Source organism: Embleya sp. NBC_00896, from assembly GCF_045207785.1.
GTDB lineage: Bacteria > Actinomycetota > Actinomycetes > Streptomycetales > Streptomycetaceae > Embleya.
Window position 1 is genome coordinate 2,638,193 of record NZ_CP108777.1, and the last position, 26,342, is coordinate 2,664,534.

The following is a 26,342-nucleotide window of genomic DNA, read 5'->3' on the forward strand; positions in this document are numbered from 1 at the left end:
CCACCGGCGTGCCCGCGTCCCCATCTTGCGGACCGGGCGCGGTCGCGGTGTTCACGCACTCGTGCGCCGTGGCGGTGGGGCCCGGTGTTTCGCGGGCGGGGGCGAGGGTCGCGACGAGGCGTGCGAGTTCGCCGACGCGGCCGACGAATCCGGCCGGGACGGGAGCTAGGGACGCCAGGGCGGTGGGTGCGGGTCCGTGGTGGTGTTCGACCTTCCCGGTCACGGGTCCGGTGAAGGTGCCACGGCTGAAGTCGATGTGGCCGCCGCCGTACCGGGCCCCGACGGGTCGGTGGTCGGTGGGGGCGCCAGGCTCGGGGCCGGACTTGTCGACGCCGCGCGCGTCCTGGCCCGGCCGCGACCCGGTTGTGCTCCGGGAGCGTTGCCTCGCGCGGCGCTCCTTCTCGGCCCGTGAGCGTAGTTCGCGCCATTGCTCGGGCGGAGTGGCCTGCCGTCCGGGGTTGAGCCGGTTGGCGGTGGTCTCCAGGTGGCCGAGGAGGAAGGCGAGTTGCGTGGAGTGGGCGGTGGGAGTGGAGCGGCCGGCGAGCCAGTCGCTGAGCGAGGCGGGCGTCAGGCGGACGGGGGGTTTGTGGGCCAGGCCGCGCCGGATCAGTTCGGCGCGCGCGGGGCTGCCGGCCGCCTGATGGAGTTCGCGCAGGCATCGCGCGAAACACTCCGCCGCAGACTCGCCCCTGCGGTCCTGCTCACGACTGTCTTCGCCGTCGCTTCGCGCGTCCATCAACGCCCCCGCCCCGCGTCCCGCGCCTTGGTCTTCGGTCCGAATTCGGACCGAACCACTTCCCGGGGATCCGTGGATTCCCGGGGTGACCAGCGTAGGGATCGTTCGGACCGGTCGCCGCTCGATCGCCGAACACACAGCGGCCCGGACCTCATGGGCTCCTGACACCGGGCGGCCCGACACCGAGGGCCCCCGACCGGGACTCGGGAGACAACACATGATCGACACCACCCCCACCCCCGCGGCCCGCGGGCGTGTCCACGCCCTGATCGTGCGCGCCGCCCGCACGACCGCCTCCCACGCGGTCCGCGGGATCGCCTCGGGCGCGGGAAACACCGCCGGCGGATGGCTCGTGTGGTGGCTCCTCCACCACTGAGCCCCGCCCGCGCCGGCGCCCGCCCCGGACACCAGGGAACGGCTCCGGCCGCGCGTTGCTGTGGTCGGACCCGTTCCCTGGTGTCCGTCGCGGGGCACAGCCCCCACAACACGCCACGAGGCGAAAGTGTGGACCCCGCAAAGGGCACCCGCCTACCGTCTACACCAACCCGGCACCGGCGTGGGCGGTTCGCCCGAACGCAATGCACACCACCACCCGAACGTGACCCCACCCCCACTGAACCGACAGAGCACTCCAGCGCGTTCGACCCATGGTGCGAGCCCCGGGTAGGTCACGCGTTCTCGGGCAGGACCCGCCGCGCGTCCTGCGCCGCTCCGGCCGCGGTGTAGTGCTCTGACCGCGAAGGTTCACCGGGTTCAGTCGAGCGGGTACTGAGTACTCTGCCGGGCAAGGGGACCGGTCGGCGATGGAGGAATAGTGGCAGCGCAGGACACGCCGGTGGCACGCCTACGGATCGAGAACAGCAGTGACGCGTTGCTGGAGTTGGTCTTGGAGTGCTATGGGAGCGACCACTGGCTGTTGCCCGGTGAGACGTTCGTGGTCTGGACGGTCGGCTCTGCCGAGGGCGATCCCTGGCCCGGGACGACACTCGGCAACGAGCCCTTCGAGGTGGACTACCGTCCAGGCTCGGTGACGGTGCACTTCAACGGGCGCCACGGCTATGTCACGGATGTCGACGGTAACGAGATCGACTGTGGCCATCGGCGGCCGGCCGGCGCCGAGACCGTTTGACCGGGCTTCCGCAGCAGGCCATGCCATTTTCAACGCCCTTCGGCTCCGTTGCGGCGTGACGTTCCGTCAGGCCCAGGACGACCGTCGCGACCACGGCCGGGTTCACCTCGGTCCGCACGTCGTGCCACACGCCCACGTAGATGTCCGCGTCGTCCAGCATCTGTTCAACCTTCCGGTTTCACGCCGACGGCGTCCCGATACGAGGCGCGCCGATCCCCGATCGCAGGACCGGCAACACTTTGGTGGTCACTCGGAGTTGGACCATACGAGGATGCACCGGAACTGGGGCGGGTAACGCGGCCGATCGATCCCGGCCGGCAGTCGGCGCCACTTCGCAGGAGGACCGCTGACGCGGTGAAGGGATCGGCCGGGCTCGCCTCCTGGCGGGCGCACGACCGCGCGTGAACTTGCCCGGGAACTCCGACGGCGCACCGACACCCGACCCCGAAGGCACCACACCCCGCCGCCCGCGAGCCCACTTACGAACCGCACCGATCCCGGGAGAGCGGATGAACCCCACCCAGGCCCCGACACGCGACGACTGGCGGCCCTACGCCCGCGCCCTCGCCGACGAACTGACCGCCCACCCCATGGACCTGCACCCCTACGTGCCCGCACTGTTCACCCGCACCCCCGCCACCTGTTCCTGCCCGGGATCTACCACCGCGGCCACCACACCCCCATCGACCACACCGGCGCCACCTACACCGCCGACCTGTACGAGATGGCATAGGCGAACACCAGCCGCATGACGCACCAGGACACCGCCTCCGATCCGGCACACCGAACCTCCAGCTGCTCCCAGCCCCTGGCCATGGCCGCGTTTCTGGACGTGATCGCCCACCAAGCGGCCCGGCGCCCGATCCTGCGCGTCCTGGAGGTCGGCGCGGGCACCGGATTCCACGCCGCGTTGATCGCCGAGCTGACCGCGCCCATGCTGCTTGAGCGCGTTCACCGCGCGGGGCGCCTCGTAGCCCCGGCTCCAATCGCGCTCGAAGGTGTCGTAGATCCAGAGCGCCTTGCCGAGTTCCTCCTGCGCCAGGACGGTGAGCGATCTCGCCCGACCGTACGACTTCGCAACGCACAGAGATGGGCATCGGAGATCAGGGACGACGCGTTGTCCACCAACGCCTTCCAGAACTCGCGTGCTTCGCCGGGGTTCATCTCAACCATGCTCGGAGTGTGTCCCGTTGATACGACGGCCGCAGCTTCATTTGCCGCGCGATGAGTGGCCTCCTGAAGGAGCCCACGCCGCCGTCGGAATCGCCGGCCGCCTGATCGTTGGTTCCGACGGGCACGGTCGGGACCGCGGCGTCGAAGGCGACCCACTTCGTTGCACGGGGACGGCCCGGTATCAGTGGACGGGCATTGGTACCTCACCTGTGCCTCCGCTGCGTCTGCGGCCGACCGGTCGTCGACCTGCAAAGCGTCCTGGCTTCCATTGGACGTGGACACACGCGTTTGCGTGATTCCCGCACGGCCCCGAGTCAGGAGACGTTTCCCGTACGGCCGGACGACGTCGTGCGCCCACCCCTTCGATCGGGACCCTGGGTGCCTCCCGCTGTCGGCAAAGTCGCTGGTCGAAGCTTCGGGTGGAGAGAGATGATGGGTCCGTTCCGTTCCGAGTGATGCGAGGAGAGCACCCTGATGACCGTGCCGCCGCTGACCACCGAGGAGCGCCGGGCCGCGCTCGCGAAGGCCGCCGCCGTGCGGAGGGAGCGGGCCGAGGTGAAGGAGGCGCTCAAGCGCGGCCGGTTGTCGCTGGGCGAGGTGTTGGCCGCCGACTCCGACGCCGTGCGCAAGATGCCGGTCCGTGCCCTGCTCGAATCCCTTCCCGCCATCGGCAGGGCGCGGGCCGCGACGCTCCTCGGGGAGTTGGAGATCTCCGAGAGCCGCCGTGTGCGCGGCCTCGGCATTCAACAACGCGACCGTCTCCTGGAACGGTTCGCCCCACGGGGATGACCGGCGGCGGAGCGTGTTCCCGGTCTCCGGGCGGATGAGGAACCAGCCGGCGACGTACACGTACGCACGCGAGATGTCGAAATTCGATCAACACGGGGTTCAGGTCCGGCGGACCACCGGACGAGTGGCTCGGCCGATTCACTCGAAACACCTCCATGTCCGCGGCGGAGGTCACATGGTGGTGTCATGGGACGAAATCAACGCAAATCACGTCGCTCATCGGTGTCGACTTCCGCCACACCTGCGGAGGAGGCGTCCCGTGACGAGAGCGGGCGGGAACTCCTCCCTGTTCTCCCGATGTTGCTCAAGCCCGAGGATTGGCCCGCCGAGATCGCCGCAGGCTACCGGGCGGCGTGCAAGCGCCTGGGGGTGGAGCCGTTCGGCAAGGGCTACGGCCTGGTCCTGGCCCTGGACCGCGGGGGCGGGCGTTGGACGCGGATCACTCGCGACGTCGGCCACATCGACACGTTCCTCGCCTCGGAGGAATCGGGCATCGCGTGCGGGCTCGACCTCGACGCCGAGGCCGTGGTCGCGGATCTGCCCGGCTGGCCCATGTCCTGCGACCTGCGTCTGGTGGGCGTGCCCGAGCCACGTGACCCGGTCACCGACCGCCGGCCGATCCTGCGCCCGCCCACGGGGGACACCGCCCGCGAGGCCGCGCACACTGCCCGGGTTGCCGAACTCGCCCGGGAACTCCAGGACTACCGCCCCAGAGCACTGTACGAGCAGACTTGGCTGGAGCACGCCCACAACATGGGCGACCACGATCCCGGGCCGGTCCCGGTGCGGCTGGTGGACCTCGCGCGCGAACCCGAGCCGGAGCACCGCGACGTCGCCGCCCTTTCGGCCGCCTTGGCGGCCGCCGAAGCGGACGAGCCCTCGGGCGTGCAGGTGGGCAAGGCGGCCTATGGCGGCGCCCGCGTGATACGGCTCGCCCTGTCGGACTGGACGGTCCTCGCCCGCGTGCCCGACGGGCCTTGCCTCGCCGTGCACCGGGCGAGCGGCCAGACCCTGGACATCGTGGGGCTCGACGGCGTTCCCGACCTGCTTCGACGCCTCGCCGGCCCCGGCGGATGATGAGCACGGTCGGCCGCTCGGCGCGCGCCGGCGGACGCCGGTTACGCCCGCCTTCTCGTTCAGGGTGCTCTGCGCGATCAGGAGACCGACGACGACCTCACGACCTTCACCTCACGGTCGGATGCCGCCCTGCGACTGCCCCGGTGGCGCGTACCTGACTCGGTCTTCCGGGACCTGGTTCCGTGGACCTCGCCGTGGGTGTCCTACGGCATCGCCCGCCTGACCCGCGACGACGACAGCGGAGGAGTGGCGGGCCGGTTCGCCGCCCTGGGGCCGTTCCGGGCCGCTGATACTCCAGCCGTAGATCGTGATCTTGCCGGTGGAGTTAGGCCAGACCCGCGCGGCACCCGCCGTCCTCTATCCGAGCGTGAGCATCGCCTCGGTGACCTCGCCGACCGCCGCATCGGGGATCGCAGTGGCGGCCTCCTTGAGGACGAGCAGCCGTGCCCCAGGGATCTCGCGTGCGATCGCCTCGCCGTTTCCGACGGGGAAGAACCGGTTGCGGCGGCCGTGGACGACGAGCGTGGGGGCCTCGATCTCGGGCAGGCGCTCGCGCCAGCGGGGTGTGCAGTCGAGCCTGGAAAACACCATGCCCATCTGGTTGGCCATCTGGACCGGTGGTGCGGTGCCGGGCGTGCGGTCCCAGATGCGCGCAGCGATCGCGCGCGCGGCGACGGGGTCGTCGCCGAGGATCTCCGCGCCGGTGGCGACGAACTCCGCAACCGCCTCGCGGTCGGTCCAGTCGGGCATCGGACGCGCGAACAGCCGGCTCATCGTCGCCTGGTCATGGTCGGGGAGGTCATCGTCGGGCGGGCCAGGGGCAACCGCGCGGGTGCCGACCAGGGTGAGCGCCGAGAACGCGCCCGGATGGTCGAGCACGGCCACCTGGGCGACCATTCCGCCGACGCCGATCCCCGCGAGGTGCGCAGGCCCCCCGCCGAGCGCGTCGGCAAGGGCCGCAGCGTCGGCGGCGAGGCCACGCAGGGTGTAGGCGGGCGCCTCGGGATCCGTCGTCGTCGACCCCCCGCTGTCGCGCAGGTCGTAGCGCACCACACGGCGCCCGCCGGCGGCGAGGCGCTCGCAAAGCGCGTCGGGCCAGGAGAGCATCGTCGTCCCGCCCGCGAGCAGGACGAGTGGCGCGTCGTCGTCACCGAACGACTCGATGCCCAAGGCGATCTCATTGGCGTTGACAGTGGTCATCGGATCACCGGGAGACGTCGTAGGTAAGGTGCGTCGCGGTCGATGTCGAAATCACGCTCCGTTGCACCGGCGTGCGCGGCGCTCCGCCGGTGAACAGTGGTTTCCCGGCGCCCGGGCACGCTGGGCGCGAGGTGCAGCGTCAGCGCGTCGACCAGCCCGGCGTCGAGCGCCGAGCCGATCGTGGCGCCGCCGCCCATGAGTACGACGTCGAGGTCCCTGCCGCTGTCCGACGACGCCGCCTCGGCGCGCTCGCGCGCGGCGGTGACGGCGTCGGGCAGACCGGTGGTGACGAACGTCCAGTCGAGGTCGGTGAGCCGCACCGACTCCGGCGGCGAGCTCGTCACGACGAACGCGGGCTTGCCGACCTCGCCGGCGCCGTAGCCGGAGGTGTCGTCCCAGCCGTTCGGCCCGATTACCACGCCGAAGAGCCGGCGGCCGAGGACGACGGCGCCCGAGCGGGCGGTCCCTTCGCGCAGGACCCGGCGGTCGTCGGGGTCGTCGGAAAACGCCCACGTGTGCAGGGCCTCGCCGCCGGTGCCCAGACCGTGGTCCGGACCGGGGTCGGGCCCGGCGACGAAGCCGTCGAGAGAGACCGAGATGTCGGCGATGATTCGAGTCATGCCAGGGCAGACCCGATCCGCCGCCGAAACTCATCGCTCACGTATGAAGTGTTTGACGGATGCCAGATCGGTACCACGACGCGCGAGGCGGCACGTCGGACGTACAGGGGACGATCGCCCCCGAGTACCTCAGAGGCACGTATGCACAGGTCGAAGGGTATGGCCTCTCTGGTGCTCGGAATGGCCGGGTGAAGCGTTGCGGCCGCGTTTTCGTGATGACTACGACGTTCGACGTGGAACGCGGCCACCACCACTGCGCTCGACGATGCCCTTCGCCGTCGGCGCGAACGGCGGGGCGGGCTGCACGCTGATCCCGAGCGTCTCGCACGCGGCGGTGAACGCATTCGGGGCGAACTCCTTCGGCGACCGCCCCACCGCCGGCCCTGATGCCGGCGGAGGAGACCTGAATGTCCCGGGTGACAGCGACTTTCTTCACCGGCGTTTCAACACATGCGCCGTGGGCTGCGTATTCCCTGACGAACGTTGTCTCCGAAGATGGGGAGCACCATGACAGGCCGGCGCGGAACGCATGCGAGTGGGCGTGACTGTGAGCGGTAGTCCTCTGCGGTGGTTTCGCGGGCGGAACACAACCAAAGGTCCGGATTCCGTCGGATTGCGGACCGAACGCGAGGTGCAGGCCGCCTACGAAACCTACGGTGGCGAACTCTTCGGGTTTGCGTTCAAAGCGCTGGACGACCGGCAGCTCGCCGAGGAGGTGGTACAGGAAACGTTCGTCCGTGCCTGGAGATCGCCCCGGGGCTTCGATCCGCGTCAGGGCAGTCTGCGAACGTGGTTGTTCGCCATCGCCCGGAACGGCGTGGTGGACGCCATACGGCGGCGCAAAGCCCGGGAGGGCCCCGGCCATTCGTCGTGGGACGCAGTGTCCGAGTCGTCCCTGATGTTCGACCCCGTCGATCGGCTTCTCGATCGGATTCAGCTCGGGGAGGCATTGCAGAGGTTGAGCCCGCAACACCGAGAGGCGGTGGTGGAAGTGTATTTCGGCGGTCGTACCTGCGCCGAGCTGGGTGAGGAACTGGGTGTTCCGGCGTCCACCATGCGCAGTCGCCTGTACTACGGCGTCCGGTCGCTGCGACTCGTCCTGGAGGAGAACGGGTGGCTGGCGCCATGAACGAGGAATGCTTCCCCTTCCGTCCGCTCCTGACCGAGCACCTGCTGCTCGGGACGCCCCTGCCACAGGAGGTGTCCCGGCATCTCGGCCGGTGCCCGGACTGCACCCGCGAGGCCGCCGAGACGGACGACGTGGTCCGAACCCTGCGGCGGGCGAACCCCCTCGCGGACTGGACCCGTCCACAGGGGGCGGAGACCCGTGCCCGGCCGTCGAGGGATCTCGGCGACCGGATCCGCCGGGACGTGGTCAAAGCGAAGACCGCCCGGACCAGTCGCGGGCAGCGGATCGCACTGGGCGTCGCCGCCGCACTCGTCACGGTCGCCGCCGCGGTGCTGGTTCCCCTCACGGCGGACCAAGACCACCGTGCACCTCACACATCATCCGTGGTCATGGTCCGTCAAGGGCAGATGGTCGATCGTGCGTGGGGCACCGAGGTGCCCGTGGCCCTGTCGGGCCTCGAGGCGGGACAGACCTACCGCATGATGACGGTCAATGCCGAGGGCACGCGTGCTCCCGGCGGCAGCGTGCGAGCCACGACCGGCGAGTCGATCTCCCTGCGCATGGTGACCGCCATGCGCAAGGACACCATCATCGCTTTGATCGTCGAAGACGCGAAGGGACACGTCGTGACCCACGTTCTTGTGACGCCGTCCACCTCCGGTTGACCGTCGAACCCCGACTACATGGCGCTGATTTCCCTCCTTGGCGGTCGGACGATCCCCCCCCACCAAGGACACGCACGGGAACACCACTGCCGTGCCGTCCATCACAGCGACGCCCGCCGACTCGGCCGCCCCCGAACAGGGAGGATCACCGGCGGGATCCCCGCCCTCGGTTCAAGCGACGCGGGAGTCACGGAGCTCCTTCCGGTGGCCCCCTCCTGGGTACGGGCCCCGGATCGTGTGATCAGCGCCGGCCCGGCTCCACCGGCGCCCCGTCCGTGACCTTGCCCCGGACAAGCTGGAGACCGCGGGCGTTCGGGGCCCGCCGGTGGCGGTTGTGCCTGTTCCCCTCGGCCGGTTCGTGTCCATCGACCGGCGCCGCGGTGGAACCGGTCCACCCGGACGACACCCGCCTTCTGGTTCCGTCGGCCGTCGGCCGCGTCAGAGGCGACGATCCGCCGACCGTGGCGACCGACGACCGTTTGCGAAGGATCGAGAACACCGCCGGTCACACCGAGCGTGCGACCGCCGTGGTAATGGGCTATGGGTCAGCGTGAGCCCAGGGTGCGGGTCACCTCGAGGCCGTCCACGTTGACTTCGGCGATGGTCAGGTCGCTGTTGAGGACCCATGCGGTCTTCGAGTCGGCACTGAAGCTGATCGCCTGGCGGGGACCCTTCAGGCCGGTCACGGTGGCGGTGGCGGCGCCGGTGGTGGGGTCGACGGCGGTCAACGAGTTCCCCTCCATGTTCCCGGAAAACAGGATCTTTTCGTCGGGGGAGAGGGCGGCGCCGTAGGGCTTCGGCCCCACAGGGACCTTCTTTACTATGAGACCCGAAGCGGTGTCGACAATGGACACCGTGTTGTCGAAGGTGCTGGCGGCGTACAGTCGCGTGCCGTCACGATTGATGGACAGCCCCCGCACCTCCTTGATCCCGCTGATGTCCTTCGTCTTGTAGGTCTTGGTGTCGACGGCCGTGATCCGGTCGCCCTGGAAGTTGGTGACGTACAACGTATCCTCGGCGGAGTTGAGCTTCACTCCCTGGCGCGGCTGGGAGAACCCGGTGAGGACGGTCTGCGGCGTACTGTTGACGCGGTCGACAACCGTGACCGTGTTCGAGGCCTGGTTGTTGGCGTACAGCCGCTTGCCATCCTTGGTTTGGGCGGTGCCGAACACGCCGGCACCCAGCGGCAGGCGCTTTTCCACCCGGAAGGTGCGCGTGGAGATCTGGTCCACGACACCGAGTGTGCTGTCGGACACGGTGAAGCTCTGGCCGTCCGGGGCGAACAGGATGTTGCGCGGGCTGACATATCCCTTGATCTCGGTGATCTTCCGGTCGCGACGCAGGTCGACGACGACCAGGTGATCGGACTCGGAGTTCGTGGCCACGGCGATGCGCTCGTCGGGGCTGATCGCCATGCTGTTGTTGTGAATTGTGGGGTCGAACGGTGTGCGCACGCCGTCGACGGTGCCGGTGTAGGCGCCGAACGAGGAGTGGAGCCACGTCGCCGCCGATGAACCCGACTCCGCCCAGGCCACCGCGCCCGGCAGGGTCAGGGCGGCGGCGAGAGCGGCGGTGCTGAGAATCATTCGGCGAGTGATCCTGGCTTTCTTCACCGGGACTGTCTCCCTTGTTCGTGGTGCCCACCCGCTGTGGACACCCGCATGGCCATGCACTACAGCGGAACCCGGATCGTTCGCAGACCTGGTCATCTGACGTCCGTCGCCTCCTGGGTTCCGATCGAAGGAGTCAACGGCTTCCGGTGATCGCGCTCGATGGGATGCGCCCCCCGTGCTTGCCGGCCCGTGCGCGCTGCCGACTCGGTGACTGCCTTCTCAAGGGGATACGCGCCGGTACCACGCCGCGTTGAAGGGAACGCGGATCAAAAAAGATCTTCGACCGGAAGCGAACTCGCCGGCTGCTGCCGTTTCCCACCGCCGCTGCGAACGCGAAGCGGCATTTCCGCGCGTTCACGAGCATCGCCGCATCCTCGTCGGCTGTCGTGGACTCACCGAATGGGATGACCGGAGGAAGAGGGCGGCGGCGGTGAAAGCGGACACCGCGGCGTACCCGTCGCCAGTGCCGCGTTCATCGATCCTCCCGGGCGGCCCGAGCGAGGGACTCGGAGAGCAGCGGCGCGTTCCGGTCGATCACCAGCAGTTGCCGCCACACGAGGCGGTGGACCGGTTCCAGCGCCGCGAGTCGGGGCAGACCGCACGCCAGGACACCTTCGAGGATCGGTCGGGGCTCCGGGAACGCGGCCGGCAGCGCCTCGACACACCGCTGTTCGCGGCCGCACGGATCCCGGGCCGCGAAGACCGGTTCCAGATTCGCCAACCGTGTTGCGCAGGGCGATGGCCGAGTGCTTAAACTCCGACCCGCCTCCTCGGCGGCCTGTTTCAGGACGCGGGTCTTCGCGACCCGGGCAGCGTCCGGGACCACCGGAGGGACCACGATCACCAGCCGCTCGGCGCCGACGTCACAGCACCATGGTCGAGTCGAATCGCCCTGACGGGCACATCGCGCCCTGTGCGCAGGCGCCGGCGTGAGCCGACCCCGAATCCGACGCCGACCCCGACCCGCCGTTCCGTGCCCGCTTTACGACGGTGTCAGGCCGCAGTTCCCGCCCACCCACTGCAGAACCGACTGGTAGGCCGTGGCGAAGCCACTGATGTCGTCCATCGTGCCGTGGTCGGCCCGTTGGTGCAGTTGGCGGTCGACGTTGTCGACGCTGCTCTCGATCGCGGCGGGCGCCTCCTTGTTCATGCGGTCCCACACCTCGATCGTCTGCGCGTCGGGTAGGCCGTTGTCGAGCTTGTCGTCGGTCGCCATGGCCTTGACGGCGTCGGCGCAGAAGGCCGCGTTGTCACCCGAGCCGCCTCCGGCCGACGTGGAAGCAGAAGGGAGCCGTGCCGTCGGCACACCCGAACCGGCGCCGGAGCCACCGTTGGTGGCGCCGCCCGACGTGCCCGCGGAGGTCGCACTCGGGACGGCGGCGCTCGGTTGCGCCGTCGTCGTCGCGGCGTCTGCGGTCCTGTGGTCCGACGACGACCCGCCGCACCCGGTGAGCGCCGCGGCCATCAGCACACCGCTCGCCACCACGATCACCCTGGACATCCGATCGGTCGGCACAGGCCCACCTGATCCGGTTCGCGAACTTCCGTTCTATTGGCGGAAATCACGTTAACGGCGTGTGTTCCGAGCACAGTCACATTTGGGGGAATCGTGGGAGAACGCAGAAGGTCCCGGGTACCGCCCGCCCGGCGACCGGGCCATCCGGGACCGCGAGGGTGAAGGTGTCGTCACTTCCCTGGGTCGCTCCGGCCGGCCGGGTGGTCGTAGGCGCGCCGTACGGTCGGCAGCGCGGCGTTGCCCCCCTCGGCCCTGGCCCGTTCCCGTTCGGTCGGCGTCCACCGCGCCGGGTCGTACTCCGGCGGCGCTGCCGAGGTGCTCTGTTCTTCCGGACGGCGGCCCGCGCAGGGTTGTCGGGCCCCGGAAGGGACTCGGGGTCGACGAGATCGTGCTCAGGGACCGTTGGAGGCGGCATCGCCTCTCCCACGAGGGGGCACGGAGTCCGACGGAGAACCAAGGACCGGGGTGGGAGCCGCACGTTGCGGCATGGGACGGGAGCAATCGCTCCGTCCGGAGAACGTGAAGCCTCTCAGCCCGTCGTTGGTGTTCGTGAAACCGTCCACGATGGGTGGCAACTGGACGCTACGCCGAAACCAAGTGAGGTCACGCATGCGGAAGCACCGTACAAGATCGGACGCATTGTCGATGCGATGCGCCACGAGCGATACCGGTTCAGTCCCGTCAAGCGAGTCGGCATCCCCAAAAAGAAGTCGTTGATCACGGTCAGTGCGGCGGCCCGGGTCTGTCCGAGGAGCGCGCCGAGCGCGCGGCCGTCCGCCGCGCCGCGTTCCCACAGCGCGACGCCGTCCTGGAGGTCGCGCACCGTGGGCACGGCCAACACGTACGGCGCGGTTTCGTCCTGGGCGTCCCAGAGCACTGTCATTTCCCGCCACACGAACAGCGTCGGTGCGATCACCAGACCCCGGCCGCCGAGCCGGATGTCGTGCTCCCTGGGATGGTGAAGTTCCAGGACCGGCGGATCCCAGCGGATGAGCGGTACGGACAACCCGGCCAACAGGCCTTCGACACCGCCGTCGAGCAGCGTGTGGGCGTAGTGGCTCCGGGCCGCCTCCAGGTGCGACCGCACCCGGTCGTGGAAGGGCGCGACCGTCACCTCGTGGCAGGCGCGCAGGGCCTCGGCGAACTCGCGGCGCGGTTCCAGGCCGCCGTCCAGGAAGTCGCGAACCCAGGTCGAGTACGCGGGGGCGAAGGTCAGATGCCCCAGTTCCTTGCGTAATCGCCCGCCGGGTACCGCGAGCAGGTTCTCGATGCCCTCGTCGAGGGAGGGTGAGTCCCCGACCAGCGTGCGCAGATCGAGGCCGGGGCCGCGGGTGGGCATCAGCGCGGTGAGCGGTCCCGGCGCCGCCATCCGCCCGGCCACCGCGCTGCGCCGGCTCGGAAGGGCAGCGGGCTGCGCGGAACGTGCAGCAGTTCCAGGCTGTGTTAGGTCTCGGCCGCCGCACCGACCGTCGCGGCCAATCGGGTCGGCGCCAGGTCCTCCGCGGTGAAGTGGATCCGCAGCACTCGTGTACTCCGATGATCGGGTGCGTTCCGTTGGTCGGGGTGTGTTCCGTCCGAGACGCCCTGTGGGGCCTCCCGTTGCCACGTCGTCGGGAGGACCACGACAGTGTGCGTCCTCGGCGGCGCTCGGACCAGAAGCACACCATCGAGGTCACCCCCCCGCCTCGCAAGATCCCCGACTGTGAGCGTCAACCTCTGACGCAGGTTCAGGGCCCTGACGGCGAGGTTCGAATCGTACGGGGCGCCGGTAGCCTTGCCGGGTGAGCGAGAGTGAGCCACCGCTGCTTGCGGACGTCTATCCCGCGCTGGTCTCGTTCCTGGGCGCGGCGTTGGTCGCCGAGGGTGAGTCGGTCCTGGCACAGGTTGTGGAGCGGTTGCGGTTCCACGGCTGGTGCGGGTGCCGGCAGGGCTGCAATTACCTTCGGACAGGTCCCACGGCCCGGGCCGACAACGTGTGGGTCCATCTTGACGACGAGGAAGAGCCCCGCGTGTGGCTTCAACTCGACTGCGACCGCACCTCGTTCGTCGGGATGGAGATCTGCGAATTTGTGCTGGGTCCCGCACCGGCGCTCGATTCCGAACGGCCTGCCGGCGTGAAGTGAACGGACGACACCGCGTCAACCCGGCGAGACACCCACCTCACGGCGAGTACGACCAGAGGCCGCCGGTGAGGAACCGGCCGCCACCGCGCCCGCCAGGAGGGCAGTGCCCATCGAGCCGGTGCCGACCATCGCGATGGCGGCGGGTACGCCGGGCCCGAGCCGAAGCGATACCCGAGGCCGGAAGAGGGCCGGCGTCGTCCGTGCCGGCGAGCCGCGCCTTGGACTTCTCGACGACGACATCGCCTTCGAGTGACGACGACGGTCGGGGCGCGGTGTCCATCGGGCGTCCTGCGCGCGCAGGTTGTCGTTGTCCTGGTTCGAGGGGAGGAACGGAGACTGCCCGGCGCGAGCCCGGGCAGGTCCCGGGGTTCACCGGTTTTGGTGTGTGTTCTCGGAGCGCGTGGTGGGTCCTGGTACGAAGCGGTCGATCGAGTGGTAGTCCTCGTCGGTCGCGCCGTCCTGGGGGTCGCGGGTGATCGCGATGTAGACCGTTCCGTGCGTCGTCGACGTCCGCAGCGCGGTCCACTGGTCGAGGCCGTACTGGGCGTACTTATGCAACAGGACGGCCAGTTGGTCCCGGTCGGCGTCGGTGAACTCCTCGTTCGGTGTCGTCATCGACACAACGTAGCCGGCGCCGGGCCGGCCTCTGTGACCGGCCCGAGGCACGTGGTGCCGGAAGCGCGGGCGCCCGCACCTGGACGACGAGGTCGGATCCTCCCAGGTCTACGACGCCGCGAGCGCGGAACTACGCCTGATCACCCGACTCTTGCACACGCGGATGCGGGCCACACATCAAGGGTCGCTCGCCGACTGCTGCTCATCCGAGTCGATGTCGTCGTCGCGGTCCCGGTCGTCTTCGGGATCGGGCCACCGGCCGAAGGGCCCGGTGCCGCCGGGGCCCGTGCCGAGCACGCCCGGCCCATTCGTGCGGTACGGGTACAGCGGGATCACGCCTGGGTTCTTCCGTCGAGTACCTGCCGCCGGAGCCGATCCATCAGCTCGGGGTCGGTGCCGCTGCCGGGACCGGTGATCCTCGCGGGCCGGGGCCGGGGTTCTCCGATTCCGCCATCGACGAGGGCGACATCACCGCTACGGCCTCTACCCGGTCGCGGTGAGCGCGCGAACGTCGGCGGCAGAGGGGACGCAGGCCCCTGCACACAAGTACGGTGGGACGGCTTGAACGGCCCAGGGGGAGAGGCCGCCCCCACAAGTCGTGCAGTTCTTGATCCGGGCGCGGATGAGGCGTGTCTCGGTGTCTGCGACGCGGCGGAGCCGGAGCCCCTCGCGCTCCAAAGCGTGGCGCATGGCCAGAGCTTCGGTCGGATCCCAGTGGATTTCGTCGATCATCTCGGGGTCGAACAACCCGTCCAGGTAGGCGGCGTTCACGGGTTCGGCGGCGCCGTGTGCGGCGGCGGCCTTGGCGAGGAGGTCGGCGTGTGGGTCGCCCGCCATGCGTGCCGGGTCGCGATCGAGTTCCTCGCGGCGAGTCCCTCCGTACTCCCGGGCCATCCGGGCCGGTTCGTCGACATCGCAGTCGACGAGATGGCGACGGCACCGAAAGATGTGTTCGTGGATCGGCCCGGCGGAACACCCGGGCACGGGGCAAAGCTCCGCGGCCCCGGCCTGGGTGAGGAACAATGCGAAGCGCCGGATGTGGCAGGCGAAAACAACCTGGCACTGGGGGGTCAGGGACTCGACGGTCAGGACGGCGCCTCGTCCTTCGTCGGCCATGATGCCGCAGAGTTCCAGCACGGATCCGACGGGCACCGTGACGCCCAGCACTCGGGACGCGAACACCTCGGGTACCCACCGCGGGTCCCACTCGCGATCCGCCCACTCGAAGATGGCCTCGGGGAATGTGGCGCACTCGACCAAGAGATTGCCGAGCACGACGGAATCGCCCGGCTGCGCGGCACAGGGCCCCAGATCGTCGCGAGTGAGCGCGGTGTACTCCATGACCGATTCAACGAGCCGCCACCCGTTTGCGACGTACGCCGAACGCGTGACGTCCATCCACGTCGCCCATCTCGGACGCGCCCGTCCCGACTCGACGCCGGCCGAAATCGAAAGAACGCGCCGTGCTCGTCGATCCTTGGTCTTGCTCACGAGAACTCGCGAACCCCCGCCGCGACAACCTTCACCTACGTCCACCGCATCCCGAGTGCGGTGAGCACATCGACACGATCCGCCGCCCACGTGGCACGCCGCTGCCGCGCATTGGCGAGCGCGACACCCAACTTCACCTGGTGCGCCCCACCGCCCGCCTCGACGGTCTCGACGTGCTTGCGCGGCACGGTCAGATGCCCTTCCCGCTCGCGGAACGCGGCCGCCGCGGCCAAGGTGAGCGCCCACCGGTCCACCGCCGCCGCGCGCTGCGCCGGGACCTCGGCCACCTCGACGCCCACCCCCGCCAACGCCTCCCGCTGCGCCGGCGACAGGCTCGCCCCGCTGCGCCGTTGCCGTTCAAGCCAGGCGCCGACGTCCTCGCCGCCGACGGTGTGTCCGGGCACCAGTTCGTCGAGGCTTCCGCCGCTCTCGACGTGCAGTCGTACCGTCGTGAGTATGCGTTGCCAGTCCAGGGACCATCGCTGGGCGGGGTCGTCGCGTCCGGCAGGGTTGCGGTGCGGCCCTCGTGGGGTTCCTGACGCAGGACCCTGCCGATGGCCTGGACGATCTCGATCACGCTCAGTTTGGGGTCCATGAACGCGACCGCGTCGGCCCTGAGGTCGACGCCTTCGGCGAGCACGCGCACGTTGGAGAGCACCGCCCGCCGGGTCATCACCTCGCCCCGGTCGGGGAGTTCGAAGAGTTTGGCGGGTTCGGGTCGGTCGGTGTGCGCGGCGAAGTCGCCCAGCACCCGCCGCCGGTGCTCGGCCTCGTGTTCGCCGCACAGCCAGTCCGCCCACACCGCCGCCGGATACCGCAGCGGGTCCGCCTCGTGGAGCCGCTGCGCGACGGCGGGCAGGGTCTCCGCGCACGCCTCGGCTTCGGCGGTGCGGGCGTGGTAGGCGATCACCGTGCTCAACGCCTGGTCGGCGGCGACTCGCAGCACGGCGGCCTGCAGGGCGGCCAGGCGCGCGGCCCGGTACTCCTCGACCTCCTCCAGTGTCCGTCGGCCCGGGCCCGATTGAGGTCGAGACCGCCGGCCGTGGCCAGACCCTGGACGGTGGGGTCGGCGACGTCGACCACCACGATCCGCGGCCTTGCGAGCAGGCCCAGACGCACCCCGGCCGCGAGTTCCAGCCGATGGACGGTAGGGCCGAAGATCCGTTCGTCCTCCACCAGTACGCGACGCATGCCCCTGTGTGTCAATTCGAACACAATGGGTGACCGTGGATCATGCGAGCACGTCGAGCCGCCTCACCTTCGCATCCGTGAGCCGGATCCCCCCGCCGCCACGTTCTCGACGAGGTGGTCGGGGTTTCCCGTGCCGGGGGATGGCCGGCATGTGCGGACTGGTTGTTGACCCATTTGCCCAGCTGTCCTTGGGCGAGTGATTACGGTGGCCGCTTCACCAGCGGTCGACCGCGGTCCCCCTGTCCCGCCTGCCGGTGACCATGTGGGACAGCGCGCCACGCAAAGGGCCCCGCTGGGCCGAAACGTCGTCGCGGCCGGGGGGCAGTACCCGGCCATCCTTGCCGACGTACTGGAGCGTGAAGGGTTCGAACCCAGCGGCCGCCGGCCTGGCATCGACCCCGCTCGCCTTCCACCTCTCCCAACCGGGCAGGAGTTCGGACCACTGGTGGACCTTCCCTTGCGTGCCCAGCGCCCCACCGAAGGAAAACTCACGGGACGGACCCGGATGCCGTGCCGCGGCGAGATTGGGTGCCATGCCCAGCGTTCCCCGCTCGTCCAGCCCCTGGGCCAGTCTCAGGCGACTGAAGACGCCGGCCGAGAAGCGGTGAGCACGATCGGCGTTCATGACGACGTCGGCCGACAGTTCGGCGATCGTCTCCGGTGGCGTCGAGGCCGCGTACTCGCCGGCGGCCGCGACGAGTTGCCGGGGCGGGGGGCCGCCCCGGGGGTCGCAAAGAAGCAAGAGATCCTCGCCCAGATTGGTCTCGCGTTCCGCCAACGAACCGCCCCACTCCCAACCCGGGAGTGCGCCGTGGGCTGCGGCGTGCCCGCCCTCATGAGCTCCGTAGGCCGCAGGGGAGGGGCCCCCGAGCCTCGCCTGCAGCGGCGTGCGAGGTGTCTGCTGGTTTTGGGCTTGATCCCACGACCGGGTGCCGAAGTATCGCTCGTTCATGTACACGGTTCCGTCGGCCGGGTCGTAACGACCCAGCGTCCAATTCTGCCCCTCGGGCGTCGCTTCGGGCGCGCCCAGATCACAGCCGGCGAACCTGTTGAGCGCCATCCCAGGGAAGCACATCGCCGACATGAGCAGCCCTCTGCCGAATACACGCGCCGGGTTGTAGTGCACCCCGCCGAAATCGACTTCGATCGGTTGGGGAAGCACGCTTGCGAAGGCATCCTCGAATTCCCTCGCCAAAACCTTGCTGTTCGTTGACGGCCCCAGCCATGAGTTGACCCGCGAACTCAACGAACGCAGGTGGCTGAAGCGACTCGTTTCCCCTACGGCCGGAGCGCCCCGGCGCTCGTGGAGCCGGTCGTGGACCCCAAGCACAGACTCGTGCGAAATGCCTGCCCCCTGGTGCTTCGTTCGGTCATATGACGGACTTACGCGAACCTTCAGACACATCCCCCCGGACCGGCGACCCGGCCGCGCGCAGGCGCGGCGAGGTGACGGCCGGGAGCACCGGTGCCGCCCGTGACGAGGACGGTGGTGGAGGGCTTCATGGGGTGGCTCCCTGCGTGGTGGCGGGTTCTGGTGTTCGGGGGGTTTCGGGTCGGTGTTGGTTGTGCGGCAGTGCGGCCTCGGGGTGTCCCGGGCGCCAGAAACGCGGGCCGAGGTCGATCGCGAGTGCGGGAACGAGCAGGCTGCGTACCAGAAACGTGTCAAGCAGCACCCCGACGGCGACCAGGAGCCCTTGCTGGAGGGCGTTGACGGTGGGGATCACGGCAAGCACGCAGAACGTGGCAGCAAGCACGATCCCGGCGGAGGTGATCACCCCGCCGGTGACGGTCAGTCCGGCCATCACGCCCTCCCGGTGGCCTCGGCGGGCGACCTCCTCGCGAACCCGGGTCATCAGGAAGACGGTGTAGTCGATGCCGAGCGCGACCAGGAACAGGAACCCGAACAGCAGCAGTCCGCGGTCGATGCGCGGGTGGTCCAGAGCCTGGAACAGCAGGAGCGCGGCACCGACCGCCGCTGCGAAGGACAGCACGACGGATACCAGAAGCACGACAGGGGCGACCAGCGCGCGCAGCAACGCGATGAGCATGACCAGGACCACGCCGAGGATCAGCGGGATGAGCAGCCGCTCCTCATCGGCTTGCGCGTTCGAGGTATCGAGCGCGATCGCCGCCTGCCCGCCGACGAGCGCGGTCTTCGCCTCGCCCGGCGCGTGGTCGAGCACCTCGCGCATGCGCTCGACGCCATGCCGCGCGGCTCGCGTGTCCGACCCCGAGTCAAGGACTACTGCGAGACGTGTCCAGCCGTCCGCCGAGGCCACGGCACCGGCCGAGACGTACCCCGGTACTCCCGGCAGCTTGGCAAGTGCCGTGGCGACCTCCGGGTCACGGACGTATACGTCCACGGGCGCGGACGACCCGGCCGGAAAGTGCGCGGCGAGCAGTTGCTGGCCCGCGACCGAGTCGACCTGCTTGGTGAACTGCTCGGCCTGACTCAGCCCGGTGGACACCGTGGTCGCGCTCAGCGCGAGCCCGCCCAGGACCAGCGCGCTCGCGACCCAGACGGTACGGGGCCGAGCACCCACCGTGCGGGCCACCCGGGCCCATCCGCGCGCCGGCGCGTCGGGACCCGCGGTGGCGTCCGGTGAAGCGTCGGTATGGCGGGGGATGAACGGCCAGAACACCCACCGGCCCAGGACCACGAGCAGGGCGGGTAGCAGTGAGATCATCGCGAGGAGGACGACGGCGACGCCGATCGCCACCACCGGTCCCAGTCCGCGCGTCGAGTTCATGCTGCCGAACACCAGGCACAGCGTCGCGAGGATGACCGTCGCGGCCGACGCGGTGATCGCAGGCAGGCAGCGGGCGAGCGCGTGCGCCATGGCCTCGTGCCGATCCCCGTGCCGTCGCAACTCCTCGCGGTAGCGCGCGATCAGCAGCAGCGCGTAGTCCGTGCCCACGCCCAGCACCAGGACCGTCAGCACGTAGGCGCTCTGTCCGTTGACCAGCAGTCCCGCGTGCTTCGCGAGCAGGTACACGACACCGCTCGCGACCTGGCTGCCCAAGGCCACCGCGAGCAGCGGCACCAGCCACAACACCGGGCTTCGGTAGGTGACGAGCAGAATGAGCGCCACCAGCCCGAGCGTTACCGCGAGAAGCGTGGCGTCCATGCCCGAGTACACGTTGATGAAGTCGGCGATGTTGCCCGCCTCCCCGGCGATCCGCACGTCCAGCCCGGGCGGTGCGCCCTGCCGCGCGAGGGAGCGCAGATCGTCGACGCCGTCGGCCAGCACGGAGTTGTCGCTCGTGTCGGTGCGCACCGGGACACTCAGCGACGCAGCCTCGCCGTCGTCCGAAACGGCCGCTTGGGGCACCTCTCCGGCGACGAACTCCTGCGCCGTGTAGGCCGCGCGGTCCTCTGCCACTTTCGTCAGGTCGCGGGTGGTGAGTCCGCCCGCACGGGCGTAGACCACAACAGCGGTGCTCACGTCCTTCTGGGCGAAGTGGTCCTTGGCGACATCGACTGCCTTCGTCGACTGCGCGTCCGCCGGAAGCCATGTCTGCGGATCGTTGTCCTGCACCGACCCCAGTTGCGACGCCAGTGTGCCGCCCGCCGCGATGAGCACGACCCACAGCACCAGCACGGCCCACTTGGACCGCCTCCCGGCGATCACCCGCGACCAGCCGAGCCATGACACGGCACTGGTGGAAGAAGCCATCGATCGTTCCTTGTCTTGGAATTGACACCCCCAACGGGGAGCGTCCATAGCACTCGCGAGAAACCCGAGAGGTCACGTCGTCCTCGCCGCCGACGCCCGCCTGGCGCCGGAAGCCCGGCGCGAACTGATCACCGACGAGCTGTGGCAGGCCCGGCACCGCGACTACGCGGCCGCCGAAGTCCGCGCCGTATGGTTCATGCCCCCCAAGACCCGCATCCCGCATGTCCTGTTCGCCGAGAGCGTCCCCGCCTGGGACGCTCAGGCGTTCGGTGAGGGGCCGCCAAGGAGAGCCCCGTCACGCCTCTCGGCGGGCTTGCGCCCGGCGCCCGACGGATCGCACGTCGTGACTGAACGTCAGTCACGCTCGGTGCTCAGGGCCGCCGCCGTGCGCCGGACGGTGTCCTGGTCGATCTCCTGGATCCGGACGTTGACGCCGTCGGGGTCGACGACGCGGATGCTGCGCCCGAAGTCCTCGTCGAAGAGCTTGAGTTCGTAGCCGGCGTCGGCCAGTCGCCGGGCGACGTCCTCGAGCCTCTCTTCCGTGGCGAATCCCAGTTCCACCGTGCCGGGAGGGCGCCCTTTCGACACGGCTGCGTCGTGGATTCCCAGGGCACCCGCGTCAGCCGACAGTTGCGCCCATACGTCGACACTCGGTTCCGGTCGAAGGGCGAGGCCGAGGCCGGTGTGGAAGCGCCGCGAGGCGTCGACGTCGGCCACGTACCTGATGGGAAATACGGCCGGCAAGTGCTCTCCTTGGATGGTCGAAGCGTGCGATATAAGGCCGTTCAGCGTCGTTTTCACGCTGCGGACCGTCCGTGTGGCCTCCGTCGGACGGTCCGCCCTGCCGGAACGCGCCGCATACCCGTGCGCGGTGCACTCGGGCGGCATCGCCGCAGCAGGGACCCGGTCGAACACGCACGGGCCGCAGCCGCGAAGCCGTGGACCCATGAGCGGCTGCGTCGTGCCCGTCCGGTGGTGCGAGTATGTTCACCATCGACCCACCAGCGGATGGAATGACCGTCGAGTTCACTGGAATTGGACGTTCGAGGAGGCGGAACCGATGGAATCCGTCACGTTCGACGATCTCGATCGTCGCCTGATCCATGCCCTGCAACTCGACGGACGGGCTTCCTTCAGTCGCATCGCGGCAGTGCTCGAGGTCTCCGATCGCACAATCGCGCGCCGCTATCTGCGTCTGCGGTCGCGGCTGATCGTGCGCGTGGTCGGCAACATCGACAGCCGCCGCATCGGGATGCTCGACTGGTTCGTGCGCATCCGCTGTGTACCCGCGAGTGCCGAGACACTCGCCCAGACGCTCTCCCAGCGTGAGGACACCTCCTGGATCGCCCCGTTGGTGGGCGGGACGGAGATCACGTGCATGGTGCGTGCCCCCTCGGGGGAAGGTGAGGCGCGCCCTTCGTTCGAGGCACGTCCTTCGTTCTTCGAACTGCTGGGGCGTACCCACGGGGTGCGGGACGTGCTCGCGGCCTGTGTGTTGCGTCCGATCGTCGGAGTCGGTGGTTGGAAGGGACGGATGCAGGCCCTCGACGAATCCGAACAGGCCCGCCTTCGCCCTTCGACGGTCGGCGTGGCGGTGGATGCCGAGCGGGGCGCGATCGCGTGGAGCGATGGGGACGAGCTCTTGGCACGAGCGCTTGCGGAGGACGGTCGTGCGGACTTGCCCCACCTGCGTTCCGCCACCGGATGGTCGGAGTCCACCGTCCGGCACCGCATCACCCGGTTGCGCGACGCCCGGGTGCTGGCCTTCGAAGTGGAGGTCAATCCCGAGTTTTTCGGCCGCTCGATCGAGGCGATCGTATGGCTGGAGGTCGCACCGTCCGACCTGGTGGCGGTCACCGAAGTGTTGTCCCGCCACGACATGGTCGCGTTCGCCGCCATCACCACCGGGCAGGCGACTGTCGTCGCGATCCTGGAGTGTCGCGACACGGATGCTCTGTACGAGTATCTGGCCACCGACCTGGCCGAGGTCGCAGGCATAACCCGAATCGAGACCTCCATCACGCAGCGCCGTACCAAGCGGGCCGGGCCGGTGGCGCCCACCGTGTCGCGGCCTCGACGTTCCCGTTCCGACGACTCGGCAAAGTCGTCTCGCCCGCGGTGACCCGCGGATTGCGAGCCAGGCGCGCCTTCCGGACCGGGAGGCGGAGAACGGAATCGGGTCGGGTTGGGTCAAGGTGAACTCTTCCCGATCGCCCGGCACGGGACGGACTGGCCGATGCTGCTGCTCGGGACCGACGGCTTCCGCAACGCGCGGTTCGATCGTTGCTGGTCGGCCATGCTCGCCCACCCGCAAGGACGCACCCGCCGGATACAGCTCGACAACGCCACGCACTGGGTCTCCACCGACTACGCTGCCATGGCGTCCGGATTGCGGGCCACCGGCCTGATGACCGTCGACGACCGGATCAAGCTGATCGGCGCGATCGACCCGGCGATATCGGTACCCGGGGTGCGCGGCCACGTGCCCCTGCCCTGAGGCAGTGGGTGGAACAGTCGATCGCCGGCCGCCAACCGGCCGGGAAAGGATGATCGGCCATGACCGTACGAACCGACCCCTACCTCGCCCTCGTACGCCCGTCACCCCGCGCGCCCCAGGGAGCGAGGAATGCCTCGCCACGCATTCCCCCTGGGTTCACCTCCGGCTCTACCTGACCTGCGGCCACGTCGGCTGCTGCGATTCCTCGCCGAACCGGCACGCCCGCCGTCACGCCGCCGCCGACGGCCATCTGATCGTGGCGTCGCTCGAGCCCGGCGAGGACTGGCGGTGGTGCTTCGTCCACGAGGCGTTCGTGTGATGGCCGGCGACGAGACGCGGCCCGGCGCAGCACGGCCGCGACTACGAACGGCTCGTCCAGTACTCGGAATCGCTGATCACCTGGGCCGTCATCACTCTCATGACCAGGCGCATCACCCGCAGGCAGTCCCGGCGGACGACTCAGCCGACGTCCCGCGAGAACGACCGAGACTGACGGCCATCCGGCCGGCCGCCACCCACTCCCACCAATTTCGGGCCCTTCCACGCTCCCACAGCAACGCGCGATCCGGCAGCCCGATCACCTCATCGACCGGACACAACCCTCCGGCGGACCTCCAACCTGCCCTCAAAAGAGCGGTCGATGTCCTTTGATACTGAACCTTGACCGTTTGCCACTAAAGTTTGACCGGTGACCGGCCCCGCTCTTGGCGTGCGGCGCTGCCTTCACCGCAGCATCTCCAACGTCGATGAATGTGGCGATAAGTGCTCGACCTGGCCGCCTGACGGCGAGTGGCAACGTTCCGACCGAATGATCCGAACTGAGGGAGTAGCGGTGGAATTCAAGCGTGCGCGGTTGTTCGATGGTGTCGATCCAGAGTCCGGTCCGTACTTCGATGAGTCCAGGCCACGCATCGATGATCAGGATGAGCGTGAACGCTTGGTCGAATTTCTGGCACACGGTGGTACCGCTGTCGAGCGGGCTGCCGGGCTGGCCCCGGATCGGCTCGATGCGTCGAAAGGCAAGGTCGTTCCGATCTTGACCATGACCGATGGCGTCTGGATCTGGGCGTCGGCACAGGCCTACTACCTGGAGCAGTATGGCTATGGGCCGGATTCAGAATTCTACGAATACATCAAGTCCCGAGGATATCGAGCTGACAAGGTGGGCAAGGAAATCACAGTCGCCGCTTTGGAGTTCCTGCGCCACAGTCGAAATGTTCGCTCATGAGTCGATGTGGCACGGGCGAAAAGGCCTCGCTCCATGTGATCGGGGGCCATGCCTACACCAGCGCAAATTTCTACTGACTGACGGACAGTCTTGAGGCCGACTATCGGTCGTCAAACTTCAGTGGCAAGCAGTCAAGGTTCAATGTCGAAGGACAGTCGAACCCGCGCGGTCCCTGGCCCCGGGGATATGGAACAGGCACTCATCTTGACTCTGTCGGGGATCTTGGTGTCGTCTGCTCAGTCTCTGGCGGACCGCCAAGACCTCGGCCGGGGGATCCCGTGGTGGTCCAGGAAGTTCTGGAAGGCGGTCGGCGGCCGGGACGAAGGTGCTTCTCCGGTCGGCGGCCGTCGGCTGAGGCGCTCGATGTTTGCGGCGATGGCTGTGAACACGTGCTGTAGGTGGGCTTTCTGCTGTCCCCGGTAGCGGCAGCGGCGCATGCCGTGTCCGTGAGCGAGCTCGTTGATGGTGCCTTCCACTCCGGAGCGGACCGCATAGCGGGCCCGCCACTCGGGTGTCTGTTGCTCGGCGCGGACTCGGAGTTGCAGGTCACGGAGTTCTCGCGGGGGAAATCCCACGGTTCGGGCGCTGTCGGTGGTGGTCGTGCAGCGGGTGCGGACCGGGCAGGGACGGCACTGGCTCTTGGTGAACCGTGCCACGATCAGAGGTGCCGCGGTGGGTGAGGAGGTCGGATAGGGGCCGTGCCATCCCGCGCTGGTCTCGCCCTGCGGGCAGGTGACCTGCCGGCGGTCGAAGTCGATGTGGAAGTCGTCGCGGCCGAAGCCGTCGCTCTTGCGGTGCTGGCGGGTGGAGTTGACCGGCAGCGGGCCGGTGATCGTGACCTGGTGTTCGCGGGCTGCCTGTTCCAGATGGACCAGGGAGGTGTAGCCGCCGTCGACCAGATGCTCGGTGGGCAGCAGCCCGCGGCGCTTCAGTCGGGTGTGGATGCCGGGCAGAGCCTTCGCGTCGTAGCTGGTGGCGTCGGTGGTGGCCACATCTGTGATCACGTTGACGCCGTCAGGATCACAGGTCTCGGTGAGATGTGCGACGAACCCTTTCCAACGGGTGACATGTCCGCGGCGCGCGTAGCGGGCCGTCGGGTCGTAGGGCGAGACGACTGCGACGGCCGAGGGCGGCAGCCCGCCGTCCTCGACGGTGCGCCAGCGCAGGCGGCCGGCCCCGTCGCGGTGGTAGTTCTGCACCATGATCTGCCGCAGGGCCTGGACCCGGGGACCGGACAGGCGATCCGCTCCACGCTCCCCGACGTGCTCCAGCAGCCGGACGGCGTCGGCGCCTGTGGCAAGGATCCTGGTCTTGGGGCGGGTGGGGTTCTTGCCCAGACGGACCGGACGGCCGTAGCGCCGCCCCCACTCCTCGTCGACCAGGCCGGCCAGCAGGTGCGGAGCGGTGCCGGCCAGCTCTTCCAGCGCGGCGCGGACGGCCTCGGTGACCAGTTCCAGCCGGGTCAGGTCGCGCACCGCGGCCAGGACATGGGTGGAATCCGTGCGCTGGGTGGTGCGCTCGCGGACGAGACCGGCCTCCTTCAGGCGCGCGAGCGCGAGGTCGAGGAGACGGTCGGCTCGGCCGCCCTCGGTGAGACGCTCGCGGAAGTCGGCCAGCACGCTGTGGTGGAAGCCGGGATCGTCCAGTTCCATGGCCAGCGCGTACTTGAAATCGATGCGGCAGCGAACCGCCTCGGCCGCCTGCCGGTCCGACAGATCGAGAAGGAACTGCAGCACACAGACGGTGGCCAGTTGGGCGGGCGAGAGCCCGGGGCGGCCGTTGCGCGGGTACCAGTCGGCGAAGTCTTCGTCACGCCACAGCCCGCCCAGGTGGTCTCTCACCCACATCGCCGTTGTGCCGCGCGGGTTGCTCG

The 26,342-nt window shown here is 69.4% G+C and carries 26 protein-coding genes and 3 pseudogenes; 12 read left to right on the plus strand and 17 right to left on the minus strand.

What is annotated here, in order from left to right; translation table 11 throughout:
• The first annotated feature begins 953 nt into the window (after window positions 1-953).
• The 3 genes and pseudogenes from OG928_RS45245 to OG928_RS45255 form a co-directional block, all read left to right on the plus strand.
• Entirely contained in the window at window positions 954-1,112 is a 159-nt protein-coding gene (locus tag OG928_RS45245; RefSeq protein ID WP_331767849.1) for a hypothetical protein, read from the plus strand.
• A 438-nt stretch (window positions 1,113-1,550) separates the two neighbouring features.
• Window positions 1,551-1,865: a hypothetical protein gene (locus OG928_RS45250; protein WP_331767850.1), complete on the plus strand. Its 315-nt coding sequence runs from the start codon at window positions 1,551-1,553 to the stop codon at window positions 1,863-1,865.
• Window positions 1,866-2,679: 814 nt separating this feature from the next.
• Window positions 2,680-2,736 (plus strand): annotated as a pseudogene (locus tag OG928_RS45255) (hypothetical protein); the annotation flags it as partial.
• 120 nt (window positions 2,737-2,856) lie between these two features.
• On the opposite strand, the pseudogene OG928_RS45260 reads toward OG928_RS45255, so the two are convergent.
• Window positions 2,857-3,003: pseudogene (locus tag OG928_RS45260) on the minus strand (AbiV family abortive infection protein); the annotation flags it as partial.
• A 509-nt stretch (window positions 3,004-3,512) separates the two neighbouring features.
• Between OG928_RS45260 and mihF the strand changes: the two are divergent.
• Window positions 3,513-3,827: an integration host factor, actinobacterial type gene (gene mihF, locus OG928_RS45265; RefSeq protein ID WP_331767851.1), complete on the plus strand. Its 315-nt coding sequence runs from the start codon at window positions 3,513-3,515 to the stop codon at window positions 3,825-3,827.
• Window positions 3,828-4,124: 297 nt separating this feature from the next.
• A complete protein-coding gene (locus tag OG928_RS45270; RefSeq protein WP_406291912.1) occupies window positions 4,125-4,904 on the plus strand; it encodes a hypothetical protein in 780 nt (259 codons plus the stop codon).
• A 357-nt stretch (window positions 4,905-5,261) separates the two neighbouring features.
• Here OG928_RS45270 and OG928_RS45275 read toward each other — a convergent pair whose 3' ends face one another.
• Together OG928_RS45275 and OG928_RS45280 are read right to left on the minus strand one after the other, a co-directional pair.
• Window positions 5,262-6,104, minus strand: coding sequence for an alpha/beta hydrolase (locus OG928_RS45275; RefSeq protein ID WP_331767853.1), 843 nt, complete (start codon window positions 6,102-6,104; stop codon window positions 5,262-5,264).
• A gap of 4 nt (window positions 6,105-6,108) precedes the next feature.
• Window positions 6,109-6,724 (minus strand): annotated as a pseudogene (locus OG928_RS45280) (dihydrofolate reductase family protein).
• Between the two features lie 631 nt (window positions 6,725-7,355).
• Between OG928_RS45280 and OG928_RS45285 the strand changes: the two are divergent.
• Window positions 7,356-7,853 (plus strand): sigma-70 family RNA polymerase sigma factor, encoded by a 498-nt coding sequence (locus OG928_RS45285; protein ID WP_406291913.1) that lies wholly within the window; start codon window positions 7,356-7,358, stop codon window positions 7,851-7,853.
• On the plus strand, window positions 7,838-8,518 hold the full coding sequence (locus tag OG928_RS45290) for a hypothetical protein (RefSeq protein ID WP_331767855.1): 681 nt from the start codon (window positions 7,838-7,840) through the stop codon (window positions 8,516-8,518). Before OG928_RS45285 ends, OG928_RS45290 begins: the two co-directional genes overlap by 16 nt.
• A gap of 545 nt (window positions 8,519-9,063) precedes the next feature.
• Here OG928_RS45290 and OG928_RS45295 read toward each other — a convergent pair.
• From OG928_RS45295 to OG928_RS45310, 4 genes are all read right to left on the minus strand, one after another.
• On the minus strand, window positions 9,064-10,131 hold the full coding sequence (locus OG928_RS45295) for a YncE family protein (RefSeq protein ID WP_406291914.1): 1,068 nt from the start codon (window positions 10,129-10,131) through the stop codon (window positions 9,064-9,066).
• 472 nt (window positions 10,132-10,603) lie between these two features.
• Window positions 10,604-10,852, minus strand: a complete 249-nt coding sequence (locus OG928_RS45300) for a hypothetical protein (RefSeq protein ID WP_331767857.1) — start codon at window positions 10,850-10,852, stop codon at window positions 10,604-10,606.
• Window positions 10,853-11,113: 261 nt separating this feature from the next.
• Window positions 11,114-11,632 carry a hypothetical protein gene (locus OG928_RS45305; protein WP_331767858.1) on the minus strand — a complete coding sequence of 173 codons (519 nt, stop codon included), beginning with the start codon at window positions 11,630-11,632 and terminating at the stop codon, window positions 11,114-11,116.
• A gap of 544 nt (window positions 11,633-12,176) precedes the next feature.
• Complete coding sequence (locus OG928_RS45310; RefSeq protein ID WP_331767859.1) at window positions 12,177-13,016, minus strand: transcriptional regulator; 840 nt, start codon at window positions 13,014-13,016, stop codon at window positions 12,177-12,179.
• A 412-nt stretch (window positions 13,017-13,428) separates the two neighbouring features.
• Between OG928_RS45310 and OG928_RS45315 the strand changes: the two genes are divergently transcribed.
• Window positions 13,429-13,770 carry a hypothetical protein gene (locus tag OG928_RS45315; RefSeq protein ID WP_331767860.1) on the plus strand — a complete coding sequence of 114 codons (342 nt, stop codon included), beginning with the start codon at window positions 13,429-13,431 and terminating at the stop codon, window positions 13,768-13,770.
• A gap of 369 nt (window positions 13,771-14,139) precedes the next feature.
• Here the strand turns inward: OG928_RS45315 and OG928_RS45320 are convergent, their stop codons facing one another.
• The 9 genes from OG928_RS45320 to OG928_RS45360 all read right to left on the minus strand — a co-directional run bounded on the left by OG928_RS45320 (window position 14,140) and on the right by OG928_RS45360 (window position 21,461).
• A complete protein-coding gene (locus OG928_RS45320) occupies window positions 14,140-14,385 on the minus strand; it encodes a hypothetical protein (RefSeq protein WP_331767861.1) in 246 nt (81 codons plus the stop codon).
• Between the two features lie 177 nt (window positions 14,386-14,562).
• Window positions 14,563-14,721 carry a hypothetical protein gene (locus OG928_RS45325; RefSeq protein ID WP_331767862.1) on the minus strand — a complete coding sequence of 53 codons (159 nt, stop codon included), beginning with the start codon at window positions 14,719-14,721 and terminating at the stop codon, window positions 14,563-14,565.
• Window positions 14,722-14,868: 147 nt separating this feature from the next.
• Window positions 14,869-15,783: a hypothetical protein gene (locus OG928_RS45330; protein ID WP_406291916.1), complete on the minus strand. Its 915-nt coding sequence runs from the start codon at window positions 15,781-15,783 to the stop codon at window positions 14,869-14,871.
• A 128-nt stretch (window positions 15,784-15,911) separates the two neighbouring features.
• Entirely contained in the window at window positions 15,912-16,064 is a 153-nt protein-coding gene (locus OG928_RS45335; protein ID WP_331767864.1) for a hypothetical protein, read from the minus strand.
• A gap of 2 nt (window positions 16,065-16,066) precedes the next feature.
• Window positions 16,067-16,822, minus strand: coding sequence for a helicase-related protein (locus OG928_RS45340; protein ID WP_331767865.1), 756 nt, complete (start codon window positions 16,820-16,822; stop codon window positions 16,067-16,069).
• Window positions 16,792-17,067 (minus strand): hypothetical protein, encoded by a 276-nt coding sequence (locus OG928_RS45345; RefSeq protein WP_331767866.1) that lies wholly within the window; start codon window positions 17,065-17,067, stop codon window positions 16,792-16,794. Before OG928_RS45345 ends, OG928_RS45340 begins: the two co-directional genes overlap by 31 nt.
• A 214-nt stretch (window positions 17,068-17,281) precedes the next feature.
• On the minus strand, window positions 17,282-18,313 hold the full coding sequence (locus tag OG928_RS45350; protein WP_406291919.1) for a hypothetical protein: 1,032 nt from the start codon (window positions 18,311-18,313) through the stop codon (window positions 17,282-17,284).
• 253 nt (window positions 18,314-18,566) lie between these two features.
• Window positions 18,567-20,744 carry an MMPL family transporter gene (locus OG928_RS45355; protein WP_331767868.1) on the minus strand — a complete coding sequence of 726 codons (2,178 nt, stop codon included), beginning with the start codon at window positions 20,742-20,744 and terminating at the stop codon, window positions 18,567-18,569.
• A gap of 354 nt (window positions 20,745-21,098) precedes the next feature.
• On the minus strand, window positions 21,099-21,461 hold the full coding sequence (locus tag OG928_RS45360; protein WP_406291921.1) for a VOC family protein: 363 nt from the start codon (window positions 21,459-21,461) through the stop codon (window positions 21,099-21,101).
• Between the two features lie 343 nt (window positions 21,462-21,804).
• Between OG928_RS45360 and OG928_RS45365 the strand changes: the two genes are divergently transcribed.
• The 4 genes from OG928_RS45365 to OG928_RS45380 all read left to right on the plus strand — a co-directional run bounded on the left by OG928_RS45365 (window position 21,805) and on the right by OG928_RS45380 (window position 24,469).
• Window positions 21,805-22,866 carry an AsnC family transcriptional regulator gene (locus tag OG928_RS45365; protein ID WP_331767870.1) on the plus strand — a complete coding sequence of 354 codons (1,062 nt, stop codon included), beginning with the start codon at window positions 21,805-21,807 and terminating at the stop codon, window positions 22,864-22,866.
• 63 nt (window positions 22,867-22,929) lie between these two features.
• Window positions 22,930-23,241, plus strand: a complete 312-nt coding sequence (locus OG928_RS45370) for a hypothetical protein (RefSeq protein WP_406291923.1) — start codon at window positions 22,930-22,932, stop codon at window positions 23,239-23,241.
• A gap of 49 nt (window positions 23,242-23,290) precedes the next feature.
• Window positions 23,291-23,560, plus strand: coding sequence for a UBP-type zinc finger domain-containing protein (locus OG928_RS45375; protein ID WP_331767872.1), 270 nt, complete (start codon window positions 23,291-23,293; stop codon window positions 23,558-23,560).
• A 513-nt stretch (window positions 23,561-24,073) separates the two neighbouring features.
• Window positions 24,074-24,469, plus strand: a complete 396-nt coding sequence (locus OG928_RS45380; RefSeq protein ID WP_331767873.1) for a hypothetical protein — start codon at window positions 24,074-24,076, stop codon at window positions 24,467-24,469.
• 236 nt (window positions 24,470-24,705) lie between these two features.
• Here the strand turns inward: OG928_RS45380 and OG928_RS45385 are convergent, their stop codons facing one another.
• Window positions 24,706-26,316 (minus strand): IS1182 family transposase, encoded by a 1,611-nt coding sequence (locus OG928_RS45385; RefSeq protein ID WP_331768337.1) that lies wholly within the window; start codon window positions 26,314-26,316, stop codon window positions 24,706-24,708.
• Window positions 26,317-26,342: the final 26 nt, after the last annotated feature.

Excerpts from the sequence above, each read along its gene's own strand:
- OG928_RS45245 (WP_331767849.1), top strand. The coding sequence starts at position 954 with ATGATCGACACCACCCCCACCCCCGCGGCCCGCGGGCGTGTCCACGCC.
- mihF (WP_331767851.1), top strand. The coding sequence starts at position 3,513 with ATGACCGTGCCGCCGCTGACCACCGAGGAGCGCCGGGCCGCGCTCGCG.
- OG928_RS45270 (WP_406291912.1), top strand. The coding sequence starts at position 4,125 with ATGTTGCTCAAGCCCGAGGATTGGCCCGCCGAGATCGCCGCAGGCTAC.
- OG928_RS45275 (WP_331767853.1), bottom strand. The coding sequence starts at position 6,104 with ATGACCACTGTCAACGCCAATGAGATCGCCTTGGGCATCGAGTCGTTC.
- OG928_RS45305 (WP_331767858.1), bottom strand. The coding sequence starts at position 11,632 with ATGTCCAGGGTGATCGTGGTGGCGAGCGGTGTGCTGATGGCCGCGGCG.
- OG928_RS45310 (WP_331767859.1), bottom strand. The coding sequence starts at position 13,016 with ATGGCGGCGCCGGGACCGCTCACCGCGCTGATGCCCACCCGCGGCCCC.
- OG928_RS45320 (WP_331767861.1), bottom strand. The coding sequence starts at position 14,385 with ATGACGACACCGAACGAGGAGTTCACCGACGCCGACCGGGACCAACTG.
- OG928_RS45330 (WP_406291916.1), bottom strand. The coding sequence starts at position 15,783 with ATGGACGTCACGCGTTCGGCGTACGTCGCAAACGGGTGGCGGCTCGTT.
- OG928_RS45345 (WP_331767866.1), bottom strand. The coding sequence starts at position 17,067 with ATGCGTCGCGTACTGGTGGAGGACGAACGGATCTTCGGCCCTACCGTC.
- OG928_RS45355 (WP_331767868.1), bottom strand. The coding sequence starts at position 20,744 with ATGGCTTCTTCCACCAGTGCCGTGTCATGGCTCGGCTGGTCGCGGGTG.
- OG928_RS45365 (WP_331767870.1), top strand. The coding sequence starts at position 21,805 with ATGGAATCCGTCACGTTCGACGATCTCGATCGTCGCCTGATCCATGCC.
- OG928_RS45375 (WP_331767872.1), top strand. The coding sequence starts at position 23,291 with ATGATCGGCCATGACCGTACGAACCGACCCCTACCTCGCCCTCGTACG.
- OG928_RS45385 (WP_331768337.1), bottom strand. The coding sequence starts at position 26,316 with ATGTGGGTGAGAGACCACCTGGGCGGGCTGTGGCGTGACGAAGACTTC.